The sequence below is a fragment of the Mycobacterium pinniadriaticum genome (assembly GCF_026242045.1).
Classification (GTDB): Bacteria; Actinomycetota; Actinomycetes; order Mycobacteriales; family Mycobacteriaceae; genus Mycobacterium; species Mycobacterium pinniadriaticum.
Genome location: NZ_JAPJDO010000007.1, coordinates 98,348 through 121,306 on the forward strand (window position 1 = coordinate 98,348; position 22,959 = coordinate 121,306).

23 protein-coding genes and 1 pseudogene are annotated in these 22,959 nt (G+C 66.7%); 14 read left to right on the top strand and 10 right to left on the bottom strand.

The annotated features are described in order from the left end of the window. Window positions 1–32: 32 nt before the first annotated feature. A pseudogene (locus ORI27_RS10680) lies at window positions 33–1,273 on the bottom strand (IS110 family RNA-guided transposase). 316 nt (window positions 1,274–1,589) lie between these two features. Here ORI27_RS10680 and dapE point away from each other — a divergent pair. After that, entirely contained in the window at window positions 1,590–2,666 is a 1,077-nt protein-coding gene (gene dapE / locus ORI27_RS10685; RefSeq protein WP_265996763.1) for a succinyl-diaminopimelate desuccinylase, read from the top strand. Window positions 2,667–2,672: 6 nt separating this feature from the next. On the opposite strand, the gene ORI27_RS10690 is transcribed toward dapE, so the two are convergent. Then, window positions 2,673–4,763 carry an AAA family ATPase gene (locus tag ORI27_RS10690; RefSeq protein ID WP_265996764.1) on the bottom strand — a complete coding sequence of 697 codons (2,091 nt, stop codon included), beginning with the start codon at window positions 4,761–4,763 and terminating at the stop codon, window positions 2,673–2,675. A 72-nt stretch (window positions 4,764–4,835) separates the two neighbouring features. Here ORI27_RS10690 and ORI27_RS10695 point away from each other — a divergent pair, with 72 nt between their 5' ends. From ORI27_RS10695 to ORI27_RS10725, 7 genes are all read left to right on the top strand, one after another. Next, window positions 4,836–5,405: an LOG family protein gene (locus ORI27_RS10695; protein WP_265996765.1), complete on the top strand. Its 570-nt coding sequence runs from the start codon at window positions 4,836–4,838 to the stop codon at window positions 5,403–5,405. Window positions 5,406–5,462: 57 nt separating this feature from the next. Continuing rightward, on the top strand, window positions 5,463–7,253 hold the full coding sequence (fadD6, locus tag ORI27_RS10700) for a long-chain-acyl-CoA synthetase FadD6 (RefSeq protein ID WP_265996766.1): 1,791 nt from the start codon (window positions 5,463–5,465) through the stop codon (window positions 7,251–7,253). Window positions 7,254–7,392: 139 nt separating this feature from the next. After that, window positions 7,393–8,217, top strand: coding sequence for a dihydropteroate synthase (folP, locus tag ORI27_RS10705; protein WP_265996915.1), 825 nt, complete (start codon window positions 7,393–7,395; stop codon window positions 8,215–8,217). Next, window positions 8,214–9,152: a glucosyl-3-phosphoglycerate synthase gene (locus tag ORI27_RS10710; RefSeq protein WP_265996767.1), complete on the top strand. Its 939-nt coding sequence runs from the start codon at window positions 8,214–8,216 to the stop codon at window positions 9,150–9,152. The genes folP and ORI27_RS10710 overlap by 4 nt, the downstream gene beginning before the upstream one ends. A 115-nt stretch (window positions 9,153–9,267) precedes the next feature. Then, window positions 9,268–9,618, top strand: coding sequence for a DivIVA domain-containing protein (locus ORI27_RS10715; RefSeq protein WP_265996768.1), 351 nt, complete (start codon window positions 9,268–9,270; stop codon window positions 9,616–9,618). A 61-nt stretch (window positions 9,619–9,679) separates the two neighbouring features. Next, on the top strand, window positions 9,680–10,255 hold the full coding sequence (locus ORI27_RS10720) for a DNA-3-methyladenine glycosylase I (protein ID WP_265996769.1): 576 nt from the start codon (window positions 9,680–9,682) through the stop codon (window positions 10,253–10,255). A 165-nt stretch (window positions 10,256–10,420) separates the two neighbouring features. Continuing rightward, entirely contained in the window at window positions 10,421–10,588 is a 168-nt protein-coding gene (locus ORI27_RS10725; protein ID WP_005059648.1) for a DUF3117 domain-containing protein, read from the top strand. A gap of 57 nt (window positions 10,589–10,645) precedes the next feature. Here ORI27_RS10725 and glgA read toward each other — a convergent pair whose 3' ends face one another. Then, the gene (gene glgA / locus ORI27_RS10730) at window positions 10,646–11,809 is read right to left on the bottom strand and encodes a glycogen synthase (RefSeq protein WP_265996806.1); all 1,164 of its coding nucleotides are present in this window, start codon (window positions 11,807–11,809) and stop codon (window positions 10,646–10,648) included. A gap of 150 nt (window positions 11,810–11,959) precedes the next feature. On the opposite strand from glgA, the gene glgC reads away from it, so the two are divergent. Then, complete coding sequence (gene glgC, locus ORI27_RS10735) at window positions 11,960–13,174, top strand: glucose-1-phosphate adenylyltransferase (RefSeq protein ID WP_265996807.1); 1,215 nt, start codon at window positions 11,960–11,962, stop codon at window positions 13,172–13,174. Here glgC and ORI27_RS10740 read toward each other — a convergent pair. The 6 genes from ORI27_RS10740 to ORI27_RS10765 all read right to left on the bottom strand — a co-directional run bounded on the left by ORI27_RS10740 (window position 13,171) and on the right by ORI27_RS10765 (window position 18,148). Beyond that, window positions 13,171–13,773: a DUF4126 domain-containing protein gene (locus ORI27_RS10740; protein ID WP_265996808.1), complete on the bottom strand. Its 603-nt coding sequence runs from the start codon at window positions 13,771–13,773 to the stop codon at window positions 13,171–13,173. The genes glgC and ORI27_RS10740 overlap by 4 nt on opposite strands. A gap of 10 nt (window positions 13,774–13,783) precedes the next feature. Further along, window positions 13,784–14,458: a methyltransferase family protein gene (locus tag ORI27_RS10745; RefSeq protein WP_265996809.1), complete on the bottom strand. Its 675-nt coding sequence runs from the start codon at window positions 14,456–14,458 to the stop codon at window positions 13,784–13,786. A gap of 9 nt (window positions 14,459–14,467) precedes the next feature. Next, a complete protein-coding gene (locus tag ORI27_RS10750; RefSeq protein WP_265996810.1) occupies window positions 14,468–16,087 on the bottom strand; it encodes an ABC transporter permease in 1,620 nt (539 codons plus the stop codon). Further along, window positions 16,084–17,007: an ABC transporter ATP-binding protein gene (locus ORI27_RS10755; RefSeq protein WP_265996811.1), complete on the bottom strand. Its 924-nt coding sequence runs from the start codon at window positions 17,005–17,007 to the stop codon at window positions 16,084–16,086. The genes ORI27_RS10750 and ORI27_RS10755 overlap by 4 nt, the downstream gene beginning before the upstream one ends. Then, on the bottom strand, window positions 16,973–17,644 hold the full coding sequence (locus ORI27_RS10760) for a TetR/AcrR family transcriptional regulator (protein WP_265996812.1): 672 nt from the start codon (window positions 17,642–17,644) through the stop codon (window positions 16,973–16,975). The genes ORI27_RS10755 and ORI27_RS10760 overlap by 35 nt, the downstream gene beginning before the upstream one ends. A gap of 69 nt (window positions 17,645–17,713) precedes the next feature. Then, window positions 17,714–18,148 (bottom strand): hypothetical protein, encoded by a 435-nt coding sequence (locus ORI27_RS10765; RefSeq protein WP_265996813.1) that lies wholly within the window; start codon window positions 18,146–18,148, stop codon window positions 17,714–17,716. A gap of 343 nt (window positions 18,149–18,491) precedes the next feature. Between ORI27_RS10765 and ORI27_RS10770 the strand changes: the two genes are divergently transcribed. Further along, window positions 18,492–18,929: a LysR family transcriptional regulator gene (locus ORI27_RS10770; RefSeq protein WP_265996814.1), complete on the top strand. Its 438-nt coding sequence runs from the start codon at window positions 18,492–18,494 to the stop codon at window positions 18,927–18,929. Next, window positions 18,839–19,165, top strand: a complete 327-nt coding sequence (locus tag ORI27_RS10775; RefSeq protein WP_265996815.1) for a LysR substrate-binding domain-containing protein — start codon at window positions 18,839–18,841, stop codon at window positions 19,163–19,165. Before ORI27_RS10770 ends, ORI27_RS10775 begins: the two co-directional genes overlap by 91 nt. An 8-nt stretch (window positions 19,166–19,173) precedes the next feature. Here ORI27_RS10775 and ORI27_RS10780 read toward each other — a convergent pair whose 3' ends face one another. Next, window positions 19,174–19,839: an O-methyltransferase gene (locus ORI27_RS10780; RefSeq protein ID WP_265996816.1), complete on the bottom strand. Its 666-nt coding sequence runs from the start codon at window positions 19,837–19,839 to the stop codon at window positions 19,174–19,176. A 219-nt stretch (window positions 19,840–20,058) separates the two neighbouring features. Between ORI27_RS10780 and sigE the strand changes: the two genes are divergently transcribed. The 3 genes from sigE (at window position 20,059) to htrA (ending at window position 22,956) form a co-directional block, all read left to right on the top strand. Beyond that, window positions 20,059–20,832: an RNA polymerase sigma factor SigE gene (sigE, locus tag ORI27_RS10785; RefSeq protein WP_265996817.1), complete on the top strand. Its 774-nt coding sequence runs from the start codon at window positions 20,059–20,061 to the stop codon at window positions 20,830–20,832. 113 nt (window positions 20,833–20,945) lie between these two features. Next, on the top strand, window positions 20,946–21,380 hold the full coding sequence (rseA, locus tag ORI27_RS10790) for an anti-sigma E factor RseA (protein ID WP_265996818.1): 435 nt from the start codon (window positions 20,946–20,948) through the stop codon (window positions 21,378–21,380). A gap of 79 nt (window positions 21,381–21,459) precedes the next feature. Then, window positions 21,460–22,956 carry a serine protease HtrA gene (gene htrA, locus ORI27_RS10795; RefSeq protein WP_265996819.1) on the top strand — a complete coding sequence of 499 codons (1,497 nt, stop codon included), beginning with the start codon at window positions 21,460–21,462 and terminating at the stop codon, window positions 22,954–22,956. The last annotated feature ends 3 nt before the right edge of the window (window positions 22,957–22,959 follow it).

Here is a 22,959-nt window from a genome sequence, read left to right on the forward strand (position 1 = left end):
GACCACAACGGGTGACCCGGCTGGGTGGCTGGTTATGCGGATTGGGTGAGTGGTTGCAGGGTGACTCGGTAGCCGAGGGCTTCGAGTTGGTTGATTACTCGCGATTTGGTTCGGGCGGGCTGGTGGGCGCTGTAGTAGTCGGCGCCGGGGTCGCGGTAGAAGTCGCCGTTGGTGAGCATGTTGTGGGCGGCGATGATCATGGCGTGTTCGAGGGCGACGATGGCGCGCATCGGGCCGCGACGTGTGGCGATGCGCTTGTACTTGGCGGAGAAGTAGGTGTTCTTCGAGCGGGCCGCTGAGAGTGCGGCGATGCCCAGGACGCCTGTGAGGTAGCGGTTGCCAGGTCGGGTCTTGGTGGATTTGATCCGGCCGGCGGATTCGTTGGAACCGGGTGAAACTCCGGCCCAGGACGCCAGGTGCCCGGCGGTGGGGAAGACGCTCATGTCGCCGCCGGTTTCGGCGATGAACACCTCAGCCACGATGCGGGAGAATCCCGGGATACTCATCAGCAGGTCCCGGGCTGGGCGAAAAGGTTCCATCGCCTCCTCGATGCGCTCATCGAGTCGACCGATGTCGACGCTGTGGGCGTCGATACGGTCCAGAAACAGTCGGGCCATGAATGCGTGATGCTCGCTGAAACGTCCGGTCAGTGCTTCGGTCAAGGCCGGGATCTTCGACCGCAGTCGGCGTCGGGCCAGATCAGCGAGCACGGCGGGATCGCGTTGCCCGGCGATCAGTGCCTCGAGCATGGCGCGCCCGGAGACCCCGGTGATCTCGCAGGCCACCGCCGACAGTTTGATCCCGGCGTCTTCGAGAAGTTTCTCCAGCCGCTGCACTTCCCGGGTGCGTTCGCGGGTGATCACGGTGCGGGTGCGGGTCAGATCACGCAATTCCCGGATCGGAGCCGGCGGCACGAACGAGGCCTTCACCAGCCCGTGGGCGCCCAGATCGGCCAGCCACGCGGCATCGGAGACGTCGGTCTTGCGGCCGGGCAGGTTACGCACTGAGGCGGCGTTGACCAGCACCACGTCCAGTTCATCGTCGAGCAGGTAGTAGAACGGTTTCCAGTAGTCGCTGGTGGACTCGATCACCACGCAGCTGATCTTCTCCGCGATCAGGTGCTCGCGCAGCGCCAGGATCTGGCTGGTCGTGGCCCCCAGGTGCTTACCGTCGCCGATTTCGCGCGGTTGCTCTGCCCCTGGATCCGTACGCAGACCTTCGCGTCCTTCTTCGAGCAGTCGATTCCCGCGCACCGCGGGTGTACTACATCCATCACCCATCACTCCCTCGTGAACTCTCGTATCCCGTTGCAGTGGAGAGTGTTTCGGGGAGGGCGGGGTGAAACAGGACTCTGACACTCGTGCTCGAAGGCAACATTCCACGGTTCCCGCGGACAAGGTTGTGCCCTCCGCCCCAAGCTAGCCTGCGGGCTCAGCGACAACATAGACGGACCGGGGTCGACCGAAACACTTCTCCAGCATCACCCCGCGATTCGTGGGACACAACCAGAGATCCGAGCCGAGCGCACAGCAAAATTTTCTAACCCCACGGAGGAGCGCAGCGCCCCTGGACAGCTAGCCTGGGAAGTTGTGCCGGACCGTTTACTAGACCTGAGCGCTGACCCGATCGCGCTGACCGCCGCGCTCGTCGACATCCCCAGCGTGTCGCGCGACGAGGCTCTGATCGCCGACGAGGTCGAGGCCGCGCTGCGCGAACAGACCACCGGCTACGAGATCGTCCGCAACGGTGATGCGGTGCTGGCGCGCACGAATTTCGGCCTGCCCACGCGCGTCGTGTTGGCCGGCCACCTCGACACCGTGCCGGTCGCCGACAACCTGCCGTCCCGGTTCGATGGGGACCACCTCTTCGGTTGCGGCACATCGGACATGAAATCCGGTGACGCGGTATTCCTGCACCTGGCCGCCACCATCGCCGAACCGGCCCACGACATCACCCTGATCTTTTACGACTGCGAGGAGATCGAAGCCTCGGCCAACGGCCTGGGCCGCATCCAGCGCGAGCTTCCGGACTGGCTGGCCGCCGACGTCGCGATCCTGGGTGAGCCGTCCGGTGGCTACATCGAGGCCGGCTGCCAGGGCACCCTGCGGGTGGTCATCTCGGCGACCGGAACCCGGGCGCATTCGGCACGATCGTGGCTGGGCGACAACGCCATTCACAAGCTGGGTGCGGTCTTGGACCGGCTGTCCGGCTATGACGCCCGCATCGTCGACATCGACGGCTGCACCTACCGGGAGGGCCTGTCGGCGGTGCGGATCGACGGCGGCGTGGCCGGCAATGTCATCCCCGACGCCGCCTCGCTGACCGTCAACTTCCGGTTCGCTCCGGACCGCTCACCGGAGGCCGCGCTGGCCCATGTGCGGGAGGTGTTCGACGGGCTCGACGTGCAGCTGGAGCTCACCGACTCCGCCGCCGGCGCCCTCCCCGGGCTGAGTCATCCGGCGGCGGCGGCGTTGGTGGCGGCCGCCGAGGGGCTGGTGCGCGCCAAGTACGGCTGGACCGATGTCGCTCGCTTCGCCGCGCTGGGCATCCCCGCGGTGAACTACGGCCCCGGCGATCCCAATCTGGCCCACCGGCGCGACGAGCGGGTATCGGTGGCACAGATCAGCGCCGTGGCCGGCACGTTGCGGCGTTACCTGACGGCCTGACCGGGGTCAGCTTCGGGCCCGCTCCAGCGCCGCCCGGGCGAACGCGCAGTCCACCGTCTCGGCCAGTTTCGCCAGGGCGCCGGCGGCATTCGTGTCGCCGAACCCGGCGGCCTCGTTCCAGGCCCACACCGCGACCGCCAGCTGACCGCCGCGCTCGGCACCGCGTGCCGCCTCTCGCGCGGTCGCGATCGCCGCGTCGGTGTCGCCGACCGTGGCCAGCCGCCAGGCCCGCGCCACCCCCAATTCGGGGGCGAACAAGGCCGATTTGGTGCCGTGCCGGGACTCGGCGCGGGCCAGCGCCTTGGCCGAGTCGGTGATCTCGCCCTGCTGAGCCAGCGCGGTGGCCAGATATATCAGCGACAGCGGGCCCCAGGAATAGCCGGTGCGCTCGAGCGTGGCCGCCGCCGGGCCGAGCAACCGGGCCGCACCGCCAGGGTCGCCCCGGGCGATCAGCACCTGGGCAAGGAGCACTTCGCCGATCGATCGGCCGGGCTGGGCCAATTCGGCGAAATCGGTGAACTGGCGCGCGGTGTCGCGCGCCGCCTCCGGCTGCCCGGTCATCAGCAGCGTCGTCGTCTCGGCCAGCCCCACGGTGAACCGCAGCAGCCCGGGATGTTCGGCACCCAGCGCCCGCGCCACCAGCGGACCCACCTGGTCGAACCGGCCCATGCGCGCCGAACACAACGCCGAGGCACTGGCGGCCCAGGCCACCGCCATGTCGGCGGCCTCTGGCGCGGCCAGCACCTCGGCCCCGATCTCGACCGCTCGCGTCAGGTTGCCGGCGTTCATCGCGAAGGTCGCCGACAGCGCGTCCAGCGTCAGGCGGTCCGCCGTCGTGCTGATCCGCTTCCGGATGTTCCGCAGGAACGCGGTGGCGCGCTCGGGTTCGGACAACATCCAGAACTGGTTGGCCGCCCGCGGCAACGCCCACGCCATCACTTCGGCCTCCGAGAGCGTTTCGGCGTCCATGTCGGCCAGCACCGCATCCGCTTCACGGCCACGGCCCTGCCAGGCCAGTGCGTAGCTCAGCGCCAGCCGCGCATCGAAACGCTCGGACCGCGCCACGGCGGCAGCGGCGAGTCGCTCGCTCAGGCTCAGATCGCCCAACCGCAACGCCTGCTGGGCGGCCGCCACCACGTCGTCGACGGGCTCGGGCGCGTCGCTGTCCAATGCCAGCACCGCCCGGCCCAGTCGGTCGGCGAGGTCGCGGCAGGAGTGGGTGGCCAGCTGGGTGACGATCTCGGTGCGCAACCGCCGGTTCTCGTCCGGGTCGGCCTCGCGGGCCACCCGCTCGATGAACAGCGGATGGCCGGCATACACCATCGAGTCGAATGTGATTGTTGCCCCGGCTGTTTCGGCTTGTTCGACGGCATCCGCACTGGTCAGCGCCGCCAGGTCGGCTCGCGACAGCGGCTCGTGGACCGCCAGGTAGGCCAGGACCGTGCGCACCGACGCCGTGAGCCCGGCCAGATGTGCGTCGACCAGAGTTTCCAGCGAGGTCGCCGCCGAGCGCGTCTGCATCAGCATCCGCAGCTCCAGCGGATTGCCGCCGGTGCGCCGGTAGGCGTCATCGCGTGACTGCTCCAGAGCGGCCAGTACGGCCTGGGTCTCGGCCTCGTCGAGTGGGCCGACGTCGAGGGCGGCCACGAGTCCGTCCTCCCACAGCGCGGCCACTGCCGACGGCAGCGGTCCGCCGGCCCTGGCCGTCACGATCAGCCGGCCCGACGCGCGGCGGGCCAGTTGGTAGACCAGCGTGGCCGACAGCGGGTCGAGCAGCTGGGCGTCGTCGACGACGATCAGCGGGCTGTCAGCTTGAGCCAGTAGGGAATCCAGCGCCGAGTGGATCAGTGCCGCGGGTCTACCGACCTCGGTGACCTCGACCAGCGGACCGAATGCCCCGAACGGTACGGCGGCCTGGGTCGCGGTGGCGATCACCCGCACCGGGTTCTTCTCGCCGAGCCGGTCGGCAATCTGCTCGGCCACGGTCGTCTTGCCGACCCCGTCGGAGCCCAGCAGGGCCACACCGCCGTGGCATTCGAGCAACTCGACAGCGCGATCCACGGACTTGCGAGGTGCGAGAGGCCACCGAGTCGGCATAGCCGGACTCTATTTGCCGACCCTGTACCGGCAGGGCGATAGCCACAAATCGGCTGCGTTAGGTTTGCTCACGTGCATCCCGGATCCGAGAACCGTGCCGACGAGTGGGCGGTGTGTGTGTACTGCGCGTCCGGCCCGCGCCATCCCGAGTTGCTCGACCTCGCGCATCGGGTCGGCGAGGCCATCGCCGCGCGCGGCTGGACCCTGGTGTCCGGCGGCGGCAACGTCTCGGCGATGGGAGCGGTGGCCAACGGAGCCCGGACCCGGGGCGGGCGCACCGTGGGCGTCATCCCCAAGGCCCTGGTCCACCGCGAGCTGGCCGATGTCGACGCCGACGAGCTGATCGTCACCGACACCATGCGGCAGCGCAAACAAGTCATGGAGGACCGCAGTGACGCCTTCCTGGCGTTGCCCGGCGGGATCGGAACGCTGGAGGAACTTTTCGAAACATGGACCGCGGGGTACCTGGGTATGCATGCGAAGCCGGTGGTGCTCCTCGATCCCGCCGGCCACTACGACGGCCTGAGGACGTGGCTGGCATCTCTGGTCGAGACCGGCTACGTCGCGCAGGCCGCGCTGGACCGGCTGGTGGTCGTCGGCGATGTGGAATCCGCGATCGAGGTCTGCGCGGCCGGACGGTAGCGACCCGGGGTTACGCTGACCCGCGGGACGGGCGAGATCAAGTGGAGGTGGCGCGGCATGCCCGGTGACGAATCCGGTGCGCGGAAGTCGGTGGGATTGCTCGACCTGGCGATGGGATTGCCGTCCGTGGTGCTGGACGCGCCGGTGATCCTGCGCGGCGTGCTCACGGGCTTGACGGCCACCCCGTCGTCGAAAGCCTCGATTGGCAAGGTGTTCCAGGACCGGGCAGCCCGGTACGCCGACCGGGTGTTTCTGCGCTTCGGCGAACAGGAGCTCACCTATCGGCAGGCCAATGAGGCCGCCAACCGCTACGCGGCGGTGCTGGCAGAGCAGGGTGTCAGCCGCGGTGACGTGGTCGGAATCATGCTGCGCAACTCTCAGAACGCGGTGCTGATGATGTTGGCCGCGGTCAAATGCGGGGCGGTCGCCGGGATGCTCAACTACCATCAGCGTGGCGAACTCCTTGCCCACAGCATCAACTTGCTTGACGCGAAAGCGCTTGTCGCAGAAGCGGATCTGATCGATGCGATCGACGAAAGCGCGAACTCAGGTCCGTTCCCGATCGCCATAGACGAGTTCGAGCGGCTGGCGGCCGACAAGTCGTCGGGCAACCCGGCGTCGGTGCTGGAGGTGCAGGCCCGCGACACCGCTTTCTACATCTTCACTTCGGGCACCACCGGACATCCCAAGGCCAGCGTGATGACTCACCACCGTTGGCTGCGGGCATTGGCGGCGTTCGGCGGGATCGGATTGCGCCTACACAGCAGCGACGTCCTGTACTGCTGTCTGCCGCTATATCACAACAACGCCCTGACGGTTGCGTTGTCGTCGGTGATCAACTCCGGTGCGACCTTGGCGCTGGGCAAGTCGTTCTCGGCCTCGAAGTTCTGGGACGACGTGATCGCCATGGACGCGACCGCGTTCATCTACATCGGTGAGGTATGCCGCTATCTGCTCAACCAGCCCGCCAAGGACACCGACCGCGCCCACAAGGTCCGGGTGATCGCCGGAAACGGGCTGCGTCCGGACATCTGGGACGAATTCACCCGCCGGTTCGGCATCGATCGGGTGGTCGAGTTCTACGCCGCCAGCGAGAGCAATACCGCCTTCATCAACGTGTTCAACGTGCCCAGGACGACCGGTATCAGTCCGATGCCGTTGGCCTATGTCGAATACGACCCGGAGACCGGCGATCCGGTGCGTGACGAGAGCGGCCGGGTCCGCAAGGTGCCCTCGGGCCAGCCCGGCCTGTTGATCAGCCCGGTGAACAAGCTCTCGCCCTTCGACGGCTACACCGATAAGGAAGCCAGCGAGAAGAAGTTGGTGCGCAACGCTTTCCGGGACGGCGATGTCTGGTTCAACACCGGTGACGTGATGAGCCCGCAGGGCATGGCGCACGCGGCGTTCGTGGACCGGCTCGGCGACACGTTCCGGTGGAAGGGCGAGAACGTGGCGACAACCGACGTCGAGGCGGCGCTGGCCGCCGACGACGACGTCGAGGAGTGCACGGTGTTCGGCGTGGAGGTCCCCGACACCGGTGGTCGCGCGGGCATGGCGGCGATCAAACTGCGCGACGGGCTGGAGTTCGACGGCAAGGTGTTGGCCGCGACGGTCTACGACAACCTGCCCAGCTACGCCGTGCCCCTGTTCATCCGGATCGTCGAGTCGCTGGAGACCACGTCGACGTTCAAGAGCCGCAAGGTCGACCTGCGCAAGCAGGCCTACGGTGGCGACGGCGAAAAGATCGAGGACCCGTTGTACGTGCTGGCCGGCAAGGAGGACGGTTATGTGCCGTTCTACCCGGAGTATCCGCAGGAAGTAGCGGCCGGCGCCCGGCCGAAGGGTTAGCGATCCGCCCAAACCGACGTTTCGCAGACGAAGTACGAGGAGAAGCCTGCATTTCGTCGATCTCGCCGTCACCAGGCACCATGGAGGGGTGAAGTCGACGTTCTGCGGACGGCCGGTCGCCGGTGATCGCGCGTTGATCATGGCGATCGTCAACCGCACGCCCGACTCGTTCTACGACCGCGGCGCAACCTTCACCGACGAGGCAGCAAAAGAGGCCGTCCACCGAGTCGTGGCCGAAGGGGCCGACGTGGTCGACGTCGGGGGAGTCAAGGCGGGGCCGGGAACCCTGGTCGACGCCGACGAGGAAGTCGCCCGTGTGGTGCCGTTCATCGAATGGCTGCGCGCCGAGTACCCCGACCAGCTGATCAGCGTGGACACCTGGCGCTCGACGGTGGCCAAACAGGCCTGCGCGGCCGGAGCGGACCTGATCAACGACACCTGGGCGGGTGCCGATCCGGCATTGCCCGAGGTCGCCGCCGAATTCGGCGCGGGACTGGTGTGTTCGCACACCGGTGGCGCGGCACCACGGACCCGGCCATTCCGCGTCAACTACGGGACCGCTGTGACCGGTGTTGTCGATGACGTCATCGCCGAGGTCACCTCCGCCGCCGAACGCGCGGTGGATGTCGGTGTCGCCAGGGACGCGATTTTGATCGATCCGACGCACGATTTCGGCAAGAACACTTATCACGGTCTTACTTTGTTGCGCCATGTAAAAGATCTTGTTAAGACCGGATGGCCCGTCCTGATGGCACTCAGCAACAAAGATTTCGTCGGGGAGACTCTGGGTGTGGAGCTCACTCAACGTCTGGAGGGAACCCTGGCGGCGACCGCTTTGGCCGCCGCCGACGGGGCCCGGATGTTCCGGGTACACGAAGTGGGCCCCACTCGGCGCGTGCTGGAGATGGTCGCGTCGATCCACGGCGAGCGTCCGCCGACGCGGACGGTGAGGGGACTGGCATGACAGAACTCATCACCAACGACACAGTGCCTGGCGACACGTGGCTGTCCGACCACAGCTGGAACCGCCCGGACTGGACCGTGGCCGAGCTGGTGGCCGCCAAACGCGGCCGCACCGTCTCGGTCGTCCTGCCCGCGCTCAACGAGGAGGAGACGGTCGGCGCAGTCGTCGAAACCATCAGCCCTCTGGTCGGTGCCGGCCTGGTCGACGAGCTGATCGTGCTCGACTCCGGCTCGACCGACGACACCGAGATCCGCGCAATCGCCGCCGGAGCCCGGGTGGTCAGCAGGGAGCAGGCCCTGCCGGAGGTGCAGCCCCAACCCGGCAAGGGTGAGGTGCTGTGGCGTTCCCTGGCCGCCACCACCGGGGATATCGTCGCGTTCGTCGATTCCGACCTGATCGACCCCTGCCCGATGTTCGTGCCGCGACTGGTCGGTCCACTGCTCACCGGCGAGGGGATCCACCTGGTCAAGGCTTTCTACCGGCGGCCGCTGAAGGTCAGCGGCAGTGAGGACGCCCACGGCGGCGGTAGGGTCACCGAACTGGTCGCCCGCCCGCTGCTCGCGGCGTTGCGCCCCGAACTCGGCTGTGTGCTGCAGCCGCTGGGCGGCGAGTACGCCGGCACCCGGGAGCTGCTGACGTCGGTGCCGTTCGCCCCGGGCTACGGGGTGGAGATCGGGCTGCTCATCGACACCTATGACCGGCTCGGTCTGGATGCGATCGCGCAGGTGAATCTGGGTGTACGCGCCCACCGCAACCGGCCGCTGACCGAGCTCGGCGCGATGAGTCGCCAGGTCATCGCGACCCTGTTGTCTCGCTGCGGGGTCATCGACTCCGGGGTCGGCCTCACCCAGTTCTTTGCCGACGGTAACGGGTTCACGCCGCGGACATCGGCGGTCTCGCTGGCCGACCGTCCGCCGATGAACACTCTGCGCTGACTAGCGTCCGCCCTTTCGTCCAAACCGACATTTCGCGGCAGAAGTGCGGGTGCGGAGGCGCGAAACGTCGATCTCGGCGCGGACGATGTCAGCCGGTTAGGGCAATATCGGTGTCGTGACGTTGATCTTGCTGTACCTGGTGGTGCTGATTCTGATCGGCATCGTGCTGTTCGGGTTGGCCAGCCTGGTGTTCGGGCGCGGCGAGGAGCTTCCGCCGCTGCCCCGCGCGACGACGGCGACCGTGCTGCCAGCCTCCGGGGTCACCGCGCAGGACGTCGAAGCGGTGAAGTTCACCCAGGTGATGCGTGGTTACAAGACCAGCGAGGTGGACTGGGTGCTGGATCGGCTCGGTGCCGAGCTGGATCAGCTGCGCGCCGAGCTGGCGACGGTGCGCGCGGCCGCGGGGCTCGAGGAACCGGCGGTCACCCACCATGCGGCGGTCGGTGCTGACGAGGAGCAGGCGTGAGCGACGCTTGCGGAGCGAACCATCGGGTGGCACGCGATGACCGAGCTTGCGAGGGGGTCGCGTGAGCGACGTTGTCGACGACGGGCGCAATCGCTGCGGCTGGGCTCAGATGCAGTCGCAGCTCTACCGTGACTACCACGATCAGGAATGGGGCCGCGTCCTACGGGGCCGGGTGGCGATGTTCGAGCGGATGAGCCTCGAGGCTTTCCAAAGTGGCCTGTCGTGGCTGATCATCCTGCGCAAAAGGGACAACTTCCGGCGCGCGTTCGCTCGCTTCGACATCGAGACGGTCGCCAGGTACACCGATCGCGACGTCGCCCGGCTGATGGCCGACGAGGGGATCGTGCGCAACCGGGCCAAGATCGAGGCCACCATAGCCAATGCCAGGGCGGCCGCCGATCTCGACGTCGACCTGTCCGAACTGCTGTGGTCCTATGCACCGCCTCCGCGCCCACGGCCCGCGTCACTGGCCGATGTGCCCGCGATCACGCCTGAGTCGCAGGCCATGGCCAAGGACCTCAAGAAGCGCGGATTCCGCTTCGTCGGTCCCACCACCGCCTACGCGTTGATGCAGGCCACCGGCATGGTTGATGACCACGTCGCGTCCTGCTGGGTGCCGCCCGCCAAGGGAGCCTGACGGGGCGAATCAATTCCGCTCAATCGGGCCTTTCGCACCCATGCCCGCCGATAAGGAACAATAGAATCGAAAACAAGCAGTTCAGTGCCGGATGCACCTGCCAGGTAACCGGCATCGGATCGGGTCCGTGAAGGCGGGCCGGCTCGAATCTGGAGGGAGCACTCGATGGCGGCGATGAAGCCCCGGACTGGTGACGGTCCGCTGGAAGCAACCAAGGAGGGGCGAGGCATCGTGATGCGAGTACCGCTGGAGGGCGGTGGGCGGCTGGTCGTCGAGCTGACGCCCGATGAGGCCGCCGCCTTGGGCGACGAACTCAAGAACGTCACCAGCTAACTGATCCACTTTCGAAACCCCGCGTGGCCGCGCGGGGTTTCTTCTCTGCCGGTTGGCCTATGCCGATACTTTGCGGTAAATCTCCAACGTCTGCTCGGCGATATGGGCCCAGGAGAACTCGTCGATGCAGCGTTGCCGTCCGGCTGCGCCGAAGCGCCGAGCCCTATCCGGATCGCCTACCAGCGCATTGACCGCCTCGGCCAGACCGGCCTCGAAGCCCACCGGGTCGGCCGCCTCGTAGTGCACCAGTGTTCCGGTCACACCCGCGTCGACCACCTCGGGTATGCCACCGACATCGGAGGCGACCACGGCCGTGCCGCACGCCATCGCTTCCAGATTCACGATGCCCAGCGGCTCGTACACCGATGGGCAGATGAAAGCTGTTGCCGCCGAGAGGATTTCTCGGATCTTGCCGATCGGCAGGAATTCCTGAACCCAGAACACGCCGTCGCGCCGGCTGGCCAGCTCCTGCACCGCCGAGCTGACCTCCGCGGCGATCTCGGGAGTGTCGGGCGCGCCGGCGCAGAGCACCAGCTGAATCTCGGGATCGAAGTGATGCGCGGCGGTGATCAGGTGCGGTACGCCCTTCTGTCGGGTTATCCGGCCGACGAACGCCACCATCGGCCGGGACGGGTCGACACCGAGCTCGGCGAGCACCGACTCACCCCGTTCCGGGGGAGCCGGGTACCAGACGTCGGTGTCAATTCCGTTCTTCACCACATGAACACGGTTGGGGTCCAGGGCCGGATAGGCCGACAGTACGTCCTCACGCATGCCCGAACTGACCGCGATCACCGCGTCGGCGGCTTCGATCGCCGTGCGCTCCACCCACAGCGACACCCGGTAGCCGCCGCCGAGCTGTTCGGCCTTCCACGGCCGCAACGGTTCGAGGGAATGGGCGGTCAGCACATGCGGGACGCCGTACAGCAACGCCGCGAGGTGACCGGCCATCCCCGTGTACCAGGTGTGGGAGTGCACCACCGTCGCCTCGACGGCCGCGTTGGCCATCACCAGATCCGCCGACAGCGTCGACAGCGAAGGGTTGGCGCCTTTGAGTGCCGGGTCGGGCTGGTGGACGAATGCGCCGGCGCGCGGCGCACCCATGCAGTGCACGTCGACTTCGCAGAGTCGCCGCAGTTGCGCGACGAGCTCCGTCACGTGCACGCCCGCCCCGCCGTACACCTCGGGTGGATACTCCCGAGTCATCATCGCCACCCGCATAGGCCAGACGGTAGTAGCACTGGGCGGGCGGCGCAGCCTTGCGGGGCAACGTGCTTGTGCGCTACCTCATGTCGTGTCGAACGCGACACAGCGACCTGCAATAGTCGCTATGGCCTAGCCGTCTGTTGTCAGTGCCATTAGGTTTGCAGCATGAGGGAATTGCCACACGTGCTTGGCATTGTCCTGGCCGGCGGAGAGGGCAAGCGGTTGTATCCGCTGACCGCGGACCGGGCCAAGCCTGCTGTTCCCTTCGGTGGTGCGTACCGATTGATCGATTTCGTGCTGTCGAATCTGGTCAATGCGCGGTATCTGCGTATCTGCGTGCTCACCCAATACAAATCGCACTCGCTTGACCGGCACATCTCGCAGAACTGGCGGCTGAGCGGCTTGGCCGGCGAGTACATCACCCCGGTGCCCGCGCAGCAGCGCCTGGGCCCGCGCTGGTACACGGGTTCGGCCGACGCGATCTACCAGTCGCTGAACCTCATCTACGACGAGGATCCCGACTACATCGTGGTTTTCGGTGCCGACCACGTGTACCGGATGGACCCCGAGCAGATGGTCAAGTTCCACATCGAGAGCGGCGCCGGGGCGACGGTGGCGGGCATTCGGGTGCCGCGCGCCGAGGCTCACGCGTTCGGCTGTATCGACGCCGACGAGTCCGGGCGCATCCGTGACTTCGTCGAGAAGCCGGCCGACCCGCCGGGCACGCCGGACGATCCTGACCAGACGTTCGTGTCGATGGGCAACTACATCTTCACCACCAAGGTGCTCATCGACGCCATCCGCGCCGACGCCGACGATGACAACTCCGATCACGACATGGGCGGCGACATCATCCCGCGGCTGGTCTCCGACGGCATGGCCGCGGTGTACGACTTCAGCAACAACGAAGTGCCCGGCGCCACCGAACGCGACCACGGCTACTGGCGTGACGTGGGAACCCTGGATGCCTTTTACGACGCACACATGGATTTGGTGTCCGTTCATCCGGTGTTCAACCTCTACAACAAGCGCTGGCCGATCCGGGGGGAGTCGGAGAACCTGGCTCCGGCCAAGTTCGTCAACGGTGGCTCGGCGCAGGAGTCGGTGGTTGGCGCGGGCAGCATCATTTCCGCGGCATCGGTGCGCAACTCGGTGTTGTCCAGCAATGTCGTGATCGAAGATGGCGCGATCGTCGAAGGCAGCGTGCTGATGCCCGGTGTGCGGGTGGGCCGCGGCGCGGTGGTCCGGCACGCGATCCTGGACAAGAACGTCGTCGTGGGTCCCGGGGAGATGGTCGGTGTCGACCTGGAGAAGGATCGCGAGCGGTTCGCGATCAGCTCGGGCGGTGTGGTGGCCGTCGGTAAGGGCGTCTGGATCTAGACGGCCCCCGGGTTTGGCTGCGTCGCTTTGCGACGCCGGCGGCGGCGCACCAGCACGACGGCCGCCCATGCCAGCGCGATCATCACCACCAGCACCAGCGCGGGAATCAGAATCGCGATGAACACCAGGGCAGTGCTGGCGATGTCCTCGATCGTGCTCAGCACCGGCGCGGCAGTGCCGGCACTGGCCACGTTGGCCGCGGGGCGGACCGTGGTTTTCGTCAGATGCACCACCAACGCCGTGACGACACCGATCGCGATCGGAACCCACTGCCCGGTCCGGGCGAACTCACCGGGGTCGGTGACCGCGGCGGTCTGCGCGGCGGTACCGGACCCGAACACGATGCCGCCGGCGGTGGGACGGACCAATGTCTGCACCGCGTCGTTGACGGAGTCCAGCGCCGGGATCTTGTCGGCGATGATCTCGATCACCAACAGAATCGCGACAATCGTGATCACCCAGCCGTTTTCCAGCCACGACCACCCGTGCGGGAGGGTGATCAGGGTGGTGAAACGACCGAGCAATCCCATCGCGAGTAGCGGAATGTAGGCGTTGAGGCCTGCGGCGGTGGCCAGGCCGAAGCCAGTCATCAGCTCCACGGAGGCCTCCTCACCAGATCAGCGGGATCAGGCGGTAGCGCACCTTCTGAGTGTATTGCTGGTAGCCGTCCAGCTCGGTGCGCAGCAGCTTCTCCTCGTCGAAGATCCGTACGGCCATGAGGAGCAAACCGACGACGACGAGCAGTAGCGCCCAGTACGATCCGAGGGCCAGCGCGATCCCGATCATCAAGATGACGTTTCCGGTGTACATCGGGTGGCGGACAATGCCGTACAGGCCCGTGCTCACCAGCGGCTGGCCGTCCTCGATGGTGATATTCGCCGAGGCGTAGCGATTCTGGACGACCACCCACATCGTCAGGCCCAGACCGACGGCCACCATCACGTCGCCGACCACCGACAGCCAGGCGGGGACATGCGACCAGCCGAACCGGTAGTCGAGTGCCGGTACGACGAGCAGTGCGCCGAATGCGAGGAATGTCCCGGCGATCACGATCTTCTGGACGGGTCGGGACTCGGCCCTGACGCCGGCGTGCGTGCGCCGCTCGAAGGCGGCGGGATCGATGCGAGCCAGATACAGGGTCGGCACCAGGCTGGCCACACTGAATACGGCGAGCACCGCCCAGCCCTGCCAATAGCTCACGGTGCCGGCGGGAATGAACAACAGCACGGCAAACACGGCGATGCCGAGGACCGATGAGGTCACGATCCGAAGCGAGATGTTCATCGATTCCTCCTAGACGACATCGCGGCGGCGATAAATCACCCCGGCCGCGAGCGTCACCACGGCCGCGATCGCGACGAGCGTGCACAGTTCCACAGCGGAAACTGACGACGGGGCGTTGGTGCGCCCCACGGGGGAGGAGTCGACGAGCCAGCCCGGTAACCGCAGCAGCGCACCGAGATACAACGCGACGACGACGAATGTCACCGCCAGCCATCCGATACCGGGGCGCCGTAGCGCGACTCCGACCGCTGCGACACTTGCCATCACCGCCATCGCCGGCAGGAACGCCAACGCGGCCGCGGTCAAGCGGCCGATGAGTTGCGGCTCGCCCATTGTCAGCGCCGCTCCGACGCCGTTGCCCACTCCTGCGCAGGCAAGCAGCACCGTCGCGCCGGTCAGCGCCGCTCCGACAGTCGACAACAGCCACGTCCACCGGGACGCCGCCCCGGCCAGAACCGTCTCGCCGATCCCGGACTCCTCGTCACGGTTCAGTCGCACCACCACGTTGACCACGTAAGCCGTTGTCGCGGCCGCCAGGAATTGCGTCATCGTGGTGTACAGGCCGTCGGTTCCGTGCGTCGAAAGCACCCGTGCCAGTAGCTTGTTGCCGCTCGCGGCGTCCTGTAGTGCCTTCGACATCGATCCGAAGACCGCGCCGCCGACGAACAGTCCGATCGCCCAACCGGTCGTCAGGCCTCGCTGGAGTACCAATTGCAGTCCGAAGACCCCGCCCACCGGCCGGGCCTGGGACCGCGCACCGGAGGACGCCAGCACGCCGTCGTCATATTGGCGCCGGCCCTCCAGCGCGACCGTGGTGACGACGACTGCAACCACCAGAACGCCCAGCAGCACGAGCGGCCACCAGCGCAGCGCCACGAACGGTCGCATCTGTTGAGCCCAGGCGATGGGGGAGAACCAACTCAATATGCTGCCGGAGTGGTCGATCACATCCCCCGCGCCGCGCACCAGCACGGCGGCGGCCAAGGTCGCCAGAGTCGCGCCGGTGACAGTCCGGGCCTGCCGCCACAGCTGTGCGCTGAGCGCAGCGAGCGCGCCGAAGGCGGTGGCCACGGCCGTCACACCCAGGCACATCGCCGCGGTGTCAACCACAGCAAAGCCGTTGGCTGCCATGGCGATTGTCAGCGTCACCGTCAACACGGCGTTCACCATAGCGATGAGGATCAATGCGGCGGCGGTGCGAGAATGCCGCCCGACGGTCGAGGATAGAACCAATTCGGCGGCGCCGCTTTCTTCTTCGGCGCGAGTATGGCGAACGACGGTCAGGATCGCCAGGATCGAGGCCGCGACGATCAGCGTCAGGGTCAGCTCGTTGGCCATCATGACCCCGAGGTTGGTTTCGTCACCGCCGAACGAGGGCCCGCCCAACATGATTCCGGCCGGTGTCTTGAGCAGATCGACCCGCGCCTGACGTTGCGCTTCGCTCGGGAAGGCCAGCTTGAGTGCGTTGGGGGTGTACACCATCATCAGCGTCAGCGCCGAAATCCACATCGCGAGCCGACCCCGGTCGCGACGCAGTGCGAAGCGAACCAGCGCGCCGACCCCGGTCAGCGACGACTCCGCCGCCGTATTGTGGTGGCGGCCACCGGTCGGGCGGGTGATTGCGGTCATTGTGCCGGGGTCCGGTATTCGCGCAGGAAGAGGTCTTCCAGGGACGCTGGCGTGACGGTCAGATCCACGATGCCCAGCTGGGACAGGTGCGTCATGGTGGCGTCCAGGGCGTCGCGGCCCACGGTGAACCGGACCTCCCCGTCGCGGATATTCACGTCATGGAGCGCGGGCCATCGGCTCACCACGGTCGGGTCGCGGTGAGTGCGCGCGGTCACGGTCGTCCGCATCAGGTGGCGCAACTGGGCCAGCGAACCGGACTGGACGGTGCGGCCGGACCTGATGATCGTGACTGTGTCACAGATCTTCTCGACCTCGGCCAGCACATGGCTGGAAAGCAGCACGGCCGCGCCACGACGAGCCACTTCGTGCACGCACTGCTGAAACACGTTCTCCATCAAAGGATCCAGACCCGACGTCGGCTCGTCGAGAATGTAAATGTCCGCATTGGTTGCGAACGCGGCGATCAGTGCGACCTTTTGGCGATTGCCCTTGGAGTAGGTTCGGGACTTCTTGTGCGGATCGAGTTCGAATCGTTCAGTCAGCCAGTCCCGTCGCCGTCGGTCGGCCCCGCCACGCAGGCCGCAGAGGAAGTCGATGACCTGCCCGCCCGTCAGGTTCGGCCACAGTGTGACGTCACCCGGCACGTATGCGATCCGACGGTGCAGCGCCACCGCGTCGCGCCACGGATCGCCGCCGAGCAGTCGCACGGTCCCGCCGTCGGCGCGCAGCAGCCCCAGCAGGACCCTGATCGTGGTGGACTTGCCTGCACCGTTGGGGCCGAGGAAGCCGGTGACCGAGCCGGTGCGCACGGTCAGGTCCATGCCGTCCAGGGCTCGGGTACGGCCGAAAGTCTTTACCAGTCCCTGGATTTCCACCGCGGCGGTATCAGTGCGTGCCGTCGGCGCCGGTGCCGTCGTCATCTGTGTCTCCCTCGGTAGTGAACTCGGCATGGGCCGCGAAACTGTCGAACATCGTTGAATCGGTGAGCAACCCCTCGGTGTAGAGCTCGAGAGCCGGCAGCATCATGTCGTTGCGGTAGTCGCGCAGCACGGCTCGCAGGTCCGACGGGTCGTCGTGCAGTTGCAGGTAGAGCAGGAAGGCGCCGCCGCCGGCCATCCCGATGTATCTGGCCCGAGCCGCCGGATCGCGGCTCGGTTTCACCGTGCCGGCCCGCACGCCCTCATCGAGGTAGCTCTCGATGTCGGCGAACATCCGTCGCCACAGGCGCCTGGCGAGCTCGCCGCCGGACTGCATGCTGCGCACCAGGTAGGACATCATCGGCGCGTAGGAATCGATCTCGGCGGCCGCCGCGAGCCAGGACGCCGGGTCGGTGGAACGGATCGCTTCGGACTTCTCGCTGCGGATCTCTTCGGCGATGAAGTCGTCGCAAGCTCGGCGCAGGCCTTCCTTGGAGCCGAAGTGGTGGATGACCAGACCGGGGCTGACGCCGGCGGCCTCCGCGATCGCGCGCACTCCGACCTCGAATCCGCGCGTGCCGAACAGATCGATGGCGGCGTCACGGATCCGCGCCGCGGTCGTCAGATCCGTTGAACGCATGTTTAGGATGCTAAACACTCGTTCAATCTGGCGTCAAGAATCTACCCGGGCGAGCCGAGGGGTTATTGGTCAGGCGGCCCAGGACAGCGCCGGCGCCTCGTCGGCGGGGGCGGCAGGCGTCTTCGAACCGGTCCGGTTGACCAGGATCTCGAACATCCGGGCGCCGGTGATGGAACCGAACGAGTAGCGCTGGCTGCACCGCACGGACTCGCCGTCGCCGCCCGCTACGGTCACGTGGACAAGATGGACGTGGGCGCCACCGGCGGCCGAGCCCGTCTCAGTGACCGTGGCCGTCAGCTCGCCCAGCGGAATTCTCCGAGCGTTCCGGTGGTAGCCCACGACAAGAAAGCTCTTGGTGATGCGGAGTTCGCCCCAACTTGCCACGACATCGTCCTTGCGGTCGCGTCGACTTTGCGAGAGGTCGAGAGCCATGGCGCCAATTCCGAAGAGTATGAAGGGCGCGATCAATACCGCCACCATCACGGGGCTGATTCGCGGGTCCATGTGGTCCCCCCTTCGATCACCCTGGTTAACCGTTTCCGGCCAATCCGAAACATCTCCGCAATGTCATTGCCACACACTGCCTTTGGGGTGGTGGTGACCACGTAAGCAGTGAGGTTATTGCATGTCCAATGATTGTTTTCGATAACGGTCATTATTGATTGCGGTGACATCTCGGTCTTTGATCGCGATTATTCATCGCCCGCGACAAATCGCCGCATAAAAAGTTTGCTAGGATTCCACTAGTCGTACATTCAGCAAATAATCAGCAGCTGAGAGTTTCTTTTGATCAATCCTGTCGGTGGAGCTTCGCCAGCTGGAATATTTCGTAGTCGTCGCTGGTGAGATGAGTGTTTCCCGCGTGGCCGAGCGGGCCAACGTTGTGCAATCTGCGCGGTCGACCAGTATCAGCAAACTTGAGCATGAACTCGGCGTGCAATTGTTCGACCGGAGCCGCCAGCGCATCAAACTGTCGGCTGCCGGCCAGGAGTTCCGCGACCGGGCCGCCGAAGTCTTGCGCGCCGCTCAGGTCGCCAAGGACTCGGTGATCGAGTTGAGTGTCAGCATCTCCGGCACGGTCGGCCTCGGCGCACTGCTGTCCTTCGGGCCGCTGGACTATGTCACTGCGTTAGGTGATTTCGCCCAGGAGAACCCCCGGGTTCGGCTGCGCTCGCATCTGTCCACCACGGGCTCGTGGGCTTCCCCGCGGGCTTCGGCCTGCGCAGCGTCATCGACGATGCGTTTCACGCCGTCGGGCTCGAGACACCCGTTCAGCACGAACTGACACTTGGTTTGCCGGAGATGGCCGAATTGGTTGGCCGCGGCGTGGGGAGCGCGGTCATGCCCCGCAGCGAAGCACGGCACATGTCGCAGCTGCGCAAGGTCGATCTGGTGACGCCGGTGGCCTGGCAGGTGTACCTCGCGTCGCGACCGAGGGGTCAACTCAGTCGCGCGACCGTGCGACTCGCCGAGATCATCATGAACTCGCCGGGCACGGTCCCGCACCAGGGCGTGGCCTAGGGCGCGGGTCAGTCGCGGGCGGCAACCAGAATTCCGTCGCCCAGCGGTATCAGCACCGGCGTGAGCCGTTCGTCCTCGGCGATCAGTCGTGAAGCCTCGCGCACCGCCATCACCTCGGCATCTTTGGCTGCCGGGTCGCCGGCACGACCGCCCAGGGCGGACCGGTGCACCACGATCACGCCACCGGACCGCAGAAGCCGCACTCCTTCGACCACGAAATCGGCTTGATCGGCTGGAGCGGCGTCGAGGAAGACCAGGTCATAGGACTCGTCGGCCAGCCGGGTCAGGACTTCCTGAGCCCGTCCGGCGATCAGCCGGGTGCGGGAAGGCCCGATCCCCGCCTCGTTGAACGCTTGCTTGGCAATCCGTTGATGCTCTGGCTCGATATCGATGGTGGTCAGGACGCCGTCGTCGCGCATGCCCGACAGCAGCCACAGGCCGCTCACCCCGGCCCCGGTGCCGACCTCGACGATCGCTTTGCCGCCGGACAAACGGGCCAGTACGCTGAGCAACGCTCCGACAGCCGGTGTCACCGCACCGGCGCCCGCGTCGACGGCCCGCTCCCGGGCAGCCGCGACGATCGCGTCCTCGGAGATCGAACCCTCGGCATGGGCGAGAATCCGGTCGGCGCGACTGGCCTCCGGTTGGCCTGATTGGTCCTCGGTAGTGGCCATTCTCAGCAGCGTAGAGCCAACTGGATCGCCGTGTGGGCAGGCGCGCCAAGGCGCACGCACCGGTGTGCGTGCGCACCGACACGCCGATGCCGGGCACCGGGTTCGGGGGCTGGCAGTCGGGGCATCGGACCAGCGTGAGAAAGATAACGAAAGTATTTCTTAGTCAAACCTTAGTTTGCTCATATCGCCCCCACACCGGTGTGGGGAACGGTAGCGGGCATGGAACACAGGCAACGCTGGTCGGGGAATACGCCAGATGGCGCTCGTGTTATCAGCACTGATGCGATCGACGGCATCGAGCCGCCGGCCCAGATCAACCAGGAGGATCCGACGACCACCACACTGATGGCTCCCGCACACATGTCGCATCCCGAGCAGTACGGCGATGCCGAATGGGTTGAACCGTCCGACGAACTGCAGGGCACCGCGGTGTTCGACGCGACCGGCGACCGGACGGCGATGCCGTCCTGGGACGAGTTGGTTCGTCAGCACGCCGACCGGGTGTACCGGCTGGCGTATCGCCTGTCGGGTAACCAGCAGGACGCAGAGGACCTCACCCAGGAGACCTTCATCAGGGTGTTCCGCTCCGTCCAGAACTACCAGCCCGGCACCTTCGAGGGCTGGCTGCACCGCATCACCACGAACCTGTTCCTCGACATGGTCCGCCGCCGTGGCCGCATTCGCATGGAGGCGTTGCCCGAGGACTACGACCGGGTGCCGGCCGACGAGCCCAACCCCGAGCAGATCTATCACGACTCACGGCTCGGAGCAGATTTGCAGGCCGCGCTGGATTCGCTGCCGCCGGAATTCCGCGCCGCTGTGGTCCTGTGCGACATCGAGGGTCTGTCCTACGAGGAGATCGGTGCGACGCTCGGCGTCAAGCTGGGAACCGTACGCAGTCGCATTCACCGTGGCAGGCAGGCGTTGCGCGACTATCTGGCCGCCCATTCGGGCCAACAGGGGATGGCCGACTTCATCGCCGAGTCCGCTTAGGACGCACTGGCCGAAGTGCCCCTCATGTCGTGTCGTGTCGGGCTGCGCGCGCTACATTCGACCTAGCGGCGCCAAAGTCTGACGTAGCCGATGCGACCGAGAGGAGCGCAGCGATGGTCGACCGTGGGCACATGTTCCGGCGGGCGTTCTCCTGGCTTCCTTCCCAATTCGCCTCCCAAAGCGACGCGCCGGTCGGGGCGCCACGCCAGTTCGGCTCCACCGAGCATTTGTCCACCGAGGCGATTGCCGCCTATGTCGACGGTGAGTTGCGGATGAAGTCGTATCTGCGCGCCGCGCACCATCTGTCGCTGTGTCCGCAATGCGCGGCCGAGGTAGAAGGTCAGACCCAAGCCCGAGCGGCGCTGCGGGACTCGCATCCGATCAGCATGCCCAGCAGCCTGTTGGGGCTGTTGTCGCAGATCCCGCAGTCGGCCCCGGACGAGCCGGTACCGCCGCAGCATCGGAACAGCCCCGGCGGCGACATGGAAGCCGGACTCACCGATCAGTTAGCTGAAGGCACGGACCGTAGTCGGCGCAAGCGCCGGTAGTGTGGATGTGAAGTCGAGCAGCGACGTGCTCGGTCCGATAGCGCGCGCTCGCGGCTGAGCGCTTGGATAGAGGTTGAACTTGAGCCCCAATCAGGACAAATCCGGCACCGGTCCCCGGTTGGCTCCGCGTCCGGTTTCGCGCCCCCCGGTCGACCCGGCCGCCACTAGCACTTTCGGGCGTCCCAAGGGTGTCGACGGATCGTTCATTGCCGAGGAGCTGCGTCCGGCGAAGTTCCGTGGTGAAGTCGAATTCCAGCCCAAGGACCACCCGCCGGACCCGGTGCTCGGCGAGGCGTTCGGGCGACCGCCAGGAACCGGTGACTCGCTGCAGCGCCACCCCGCTGACGCGGGCGCGCTCGACGCAGACAAGGACGACTTCGACCAGCCCGACGATCCCTGGCGGGATCCGGCGGCTGCCGCGGGGCTGGGCACCCCGGCGTTGCCCCCGGCCGCACCCGTCGTACCGGCCGGGCCGACCAGCAAGCTCGGCGTGCGCGAGGTTCTGTTCGGTGGCCGGGTGTCCTATGTCGCGCTGGCGGTCCTGGGCATCGTCGCGCTGCTCATCGGTGTCGCCGGCGGTTGGGTGGGTCGCAAGACGGCCGAGGTCGTCGAGGCCTTCACCACCTCCAAGGTTTCGCTGGCCACCAACAGCACCGGGGACGTGCCACCAGGCAGGTTCGCCAAGGTCGCGGCCTCGGTGGCCGACTCCGTCGTCACGATCGAGGCGGTGAGCGACGACGAGGGCGCGCAGGGTTCCGGCGTCGTTGTCGACGGCCGCGGCTATATCGTCACCAACAACCACGTCATCTCCGACGCCGCGAACAACCCGAGCAAGTTCAAGATCTCGGTGGTGTTCAACGACGGTAAGTCCGTGCCGGCCAACCTCGTCGGACGCGACCCCAAGACGGACCTGGCAGTGCTCAAGGTGGACAACGTCGACAACCTGACGGTGGCCCGCTTCGGTGACTCCGACAAGGTTCACGTCGGTGACGAGGTGATCGCCGCCGGTGCCCCGCTGGGACTGCGCAGCACGGTCACCAGCGGCATCATCAGCGCGCTGCACCGGCCGATCCCGCTGTCGGGTGAAGGCTCGGATACCGATACCGTCATCGACGCCATCCAGACGGACGCCTCGATCAACCACGGCAACTCCGGTGGTCCGCTGATCAATATGAACTCCGAGGTGATCGGCATCAACACCGCCGGGAAGTCGCTGTCCGACAGCGCGAGTGGTCTCGGCTTCGCCATCCCGGTCAACGAGGTCAAGAAAACCGTCGAGGCGTTGATCAAGGATGGAAAGGTCTCGCATCCGATGCTCGGCCTGTCGGCGCGATCGGTCAGCAATGACCTCGCACAGGGTGCCCAGGTGGCGAATGTGAAGGCCGGCAGTCCGGCTGAGAAGGCCGGCATCCTCGAGAACGACATCATCGTCAAGGTCGGCAACCGCACGGTGGCCGACGCCGACGAGTTCGCGGTCGCGATACGGCAGCTCAAGATCGGGCAGGACGCCCCCATCGAAGTCATTCGCGATGGCCGCAAGGTCACGCTGACGGTGAATCCCGCGCCGGACAACTGACGC

Coding starts and splice junctions, on each gene's coding strand:
- fadD6 (WP_265996766.1), top strand. CDS start 5,463: ATGCCCGGTGACGAATCCGGTGCGCGGAAGTCGGTGGGATTGCTCGAC.
- ORI27_RS10745 (WP_265996809.1), bottom strand. CDS start 14,458: ATGAACATCTCGCTTCGGATCGTGACCTCATCGGTCCTCGGCATCGCC.
- rseA (WP_265996818.1), top strand. CDS start 20,946: ATGGTCGACCGTGGGCACATGTTCCGGCGGGCGTTCTCCTGGCTTCCT.
- ORI27_RS10690 (WP_265996764.1), bottom strand. CDS start 4,763: ATGCCGACTCGGTGGCCTCTCGCACCTCGCAAGTCCGTGGATCGCGCT.
- ORI27_RS10770 (WP_265996814.1), top strand. CDS start 18,492: ATGAGTGTTTCCCGCGTGGCCGAGCGGGCCAACGTTGTGCAATCTGCG.
- ORI27_RS10765 (WP_265996813.1), bottom strand. CDS start 18,148: ATGGACCCGCGAATCAGCCCCGTGATGGTGGCGGTATTGATCGCGCCC.
- ORI27_RS10780 (WP_265996816.1), bottom strand. CDS start 19,839: ATGGCCACTACCGAGGACCAATCAGGCCAACCGGAGGCCAGTCGCGCC.
- sigE (WP_265996817.1), top strand. CDS start 20,059: ATGGAACACAGGCAACGCTGGTCGGGGAATACGCCAGATGGCGCTCGT.
- glgA (WP_265996806.1), bottom strand. CDS start 11,809: ATGCGGGTGGCGATGATGACTCGGGAGTATCCACCCGAGGTGTACGGC.
- ORI27_RS10750 (WP_265996810.1), bottom strand. CDS start 16,087: ATGACCGCAATCACCCGCCCGACCGGTGGCCGCCACCACAATACGGCG.
- folP (WP_265996915.1), top strand. CDS start 7,393: ATGGCGATCGTCAACCGCACGCCCGACTCGTTCTACGACCGCGGCGCA.
- ORI27_RS10760 (WP_265996812.1), bottom strand. CDS start 17,644: ATGCGTTCAACGGATCTGACGACCGCGGCGCGGATCCGTGACGCCGCC.
- ORI27_RS10755 (WP_265996811.1), bottom strand. CDS start 17,007: ATGACGACGGCACCGGCGCCGACGGCACGCACTGATACCGCCGCGGTG.
- glgC (WP_265996807.1), top strand. CDS start 11,960: ATGAGGGAATTGCCACACGTGCTTGGCATTGTCCTGGCCGGCGGAGAG.
- ORI27_RS10725 (WP_005059648.1), top strand. CDS start 10,421: ATGGCGGCGATGAAGCCCCGGACTGGTGACGGTCCGCTGGAAGCAACC.
- ORI27_RS10710 (WP_265996767.1), top strand. CDS start 8,214: ATGACAGAACTCATCACCAACGACACAGTGCCTGGCGACACGTGGCTG.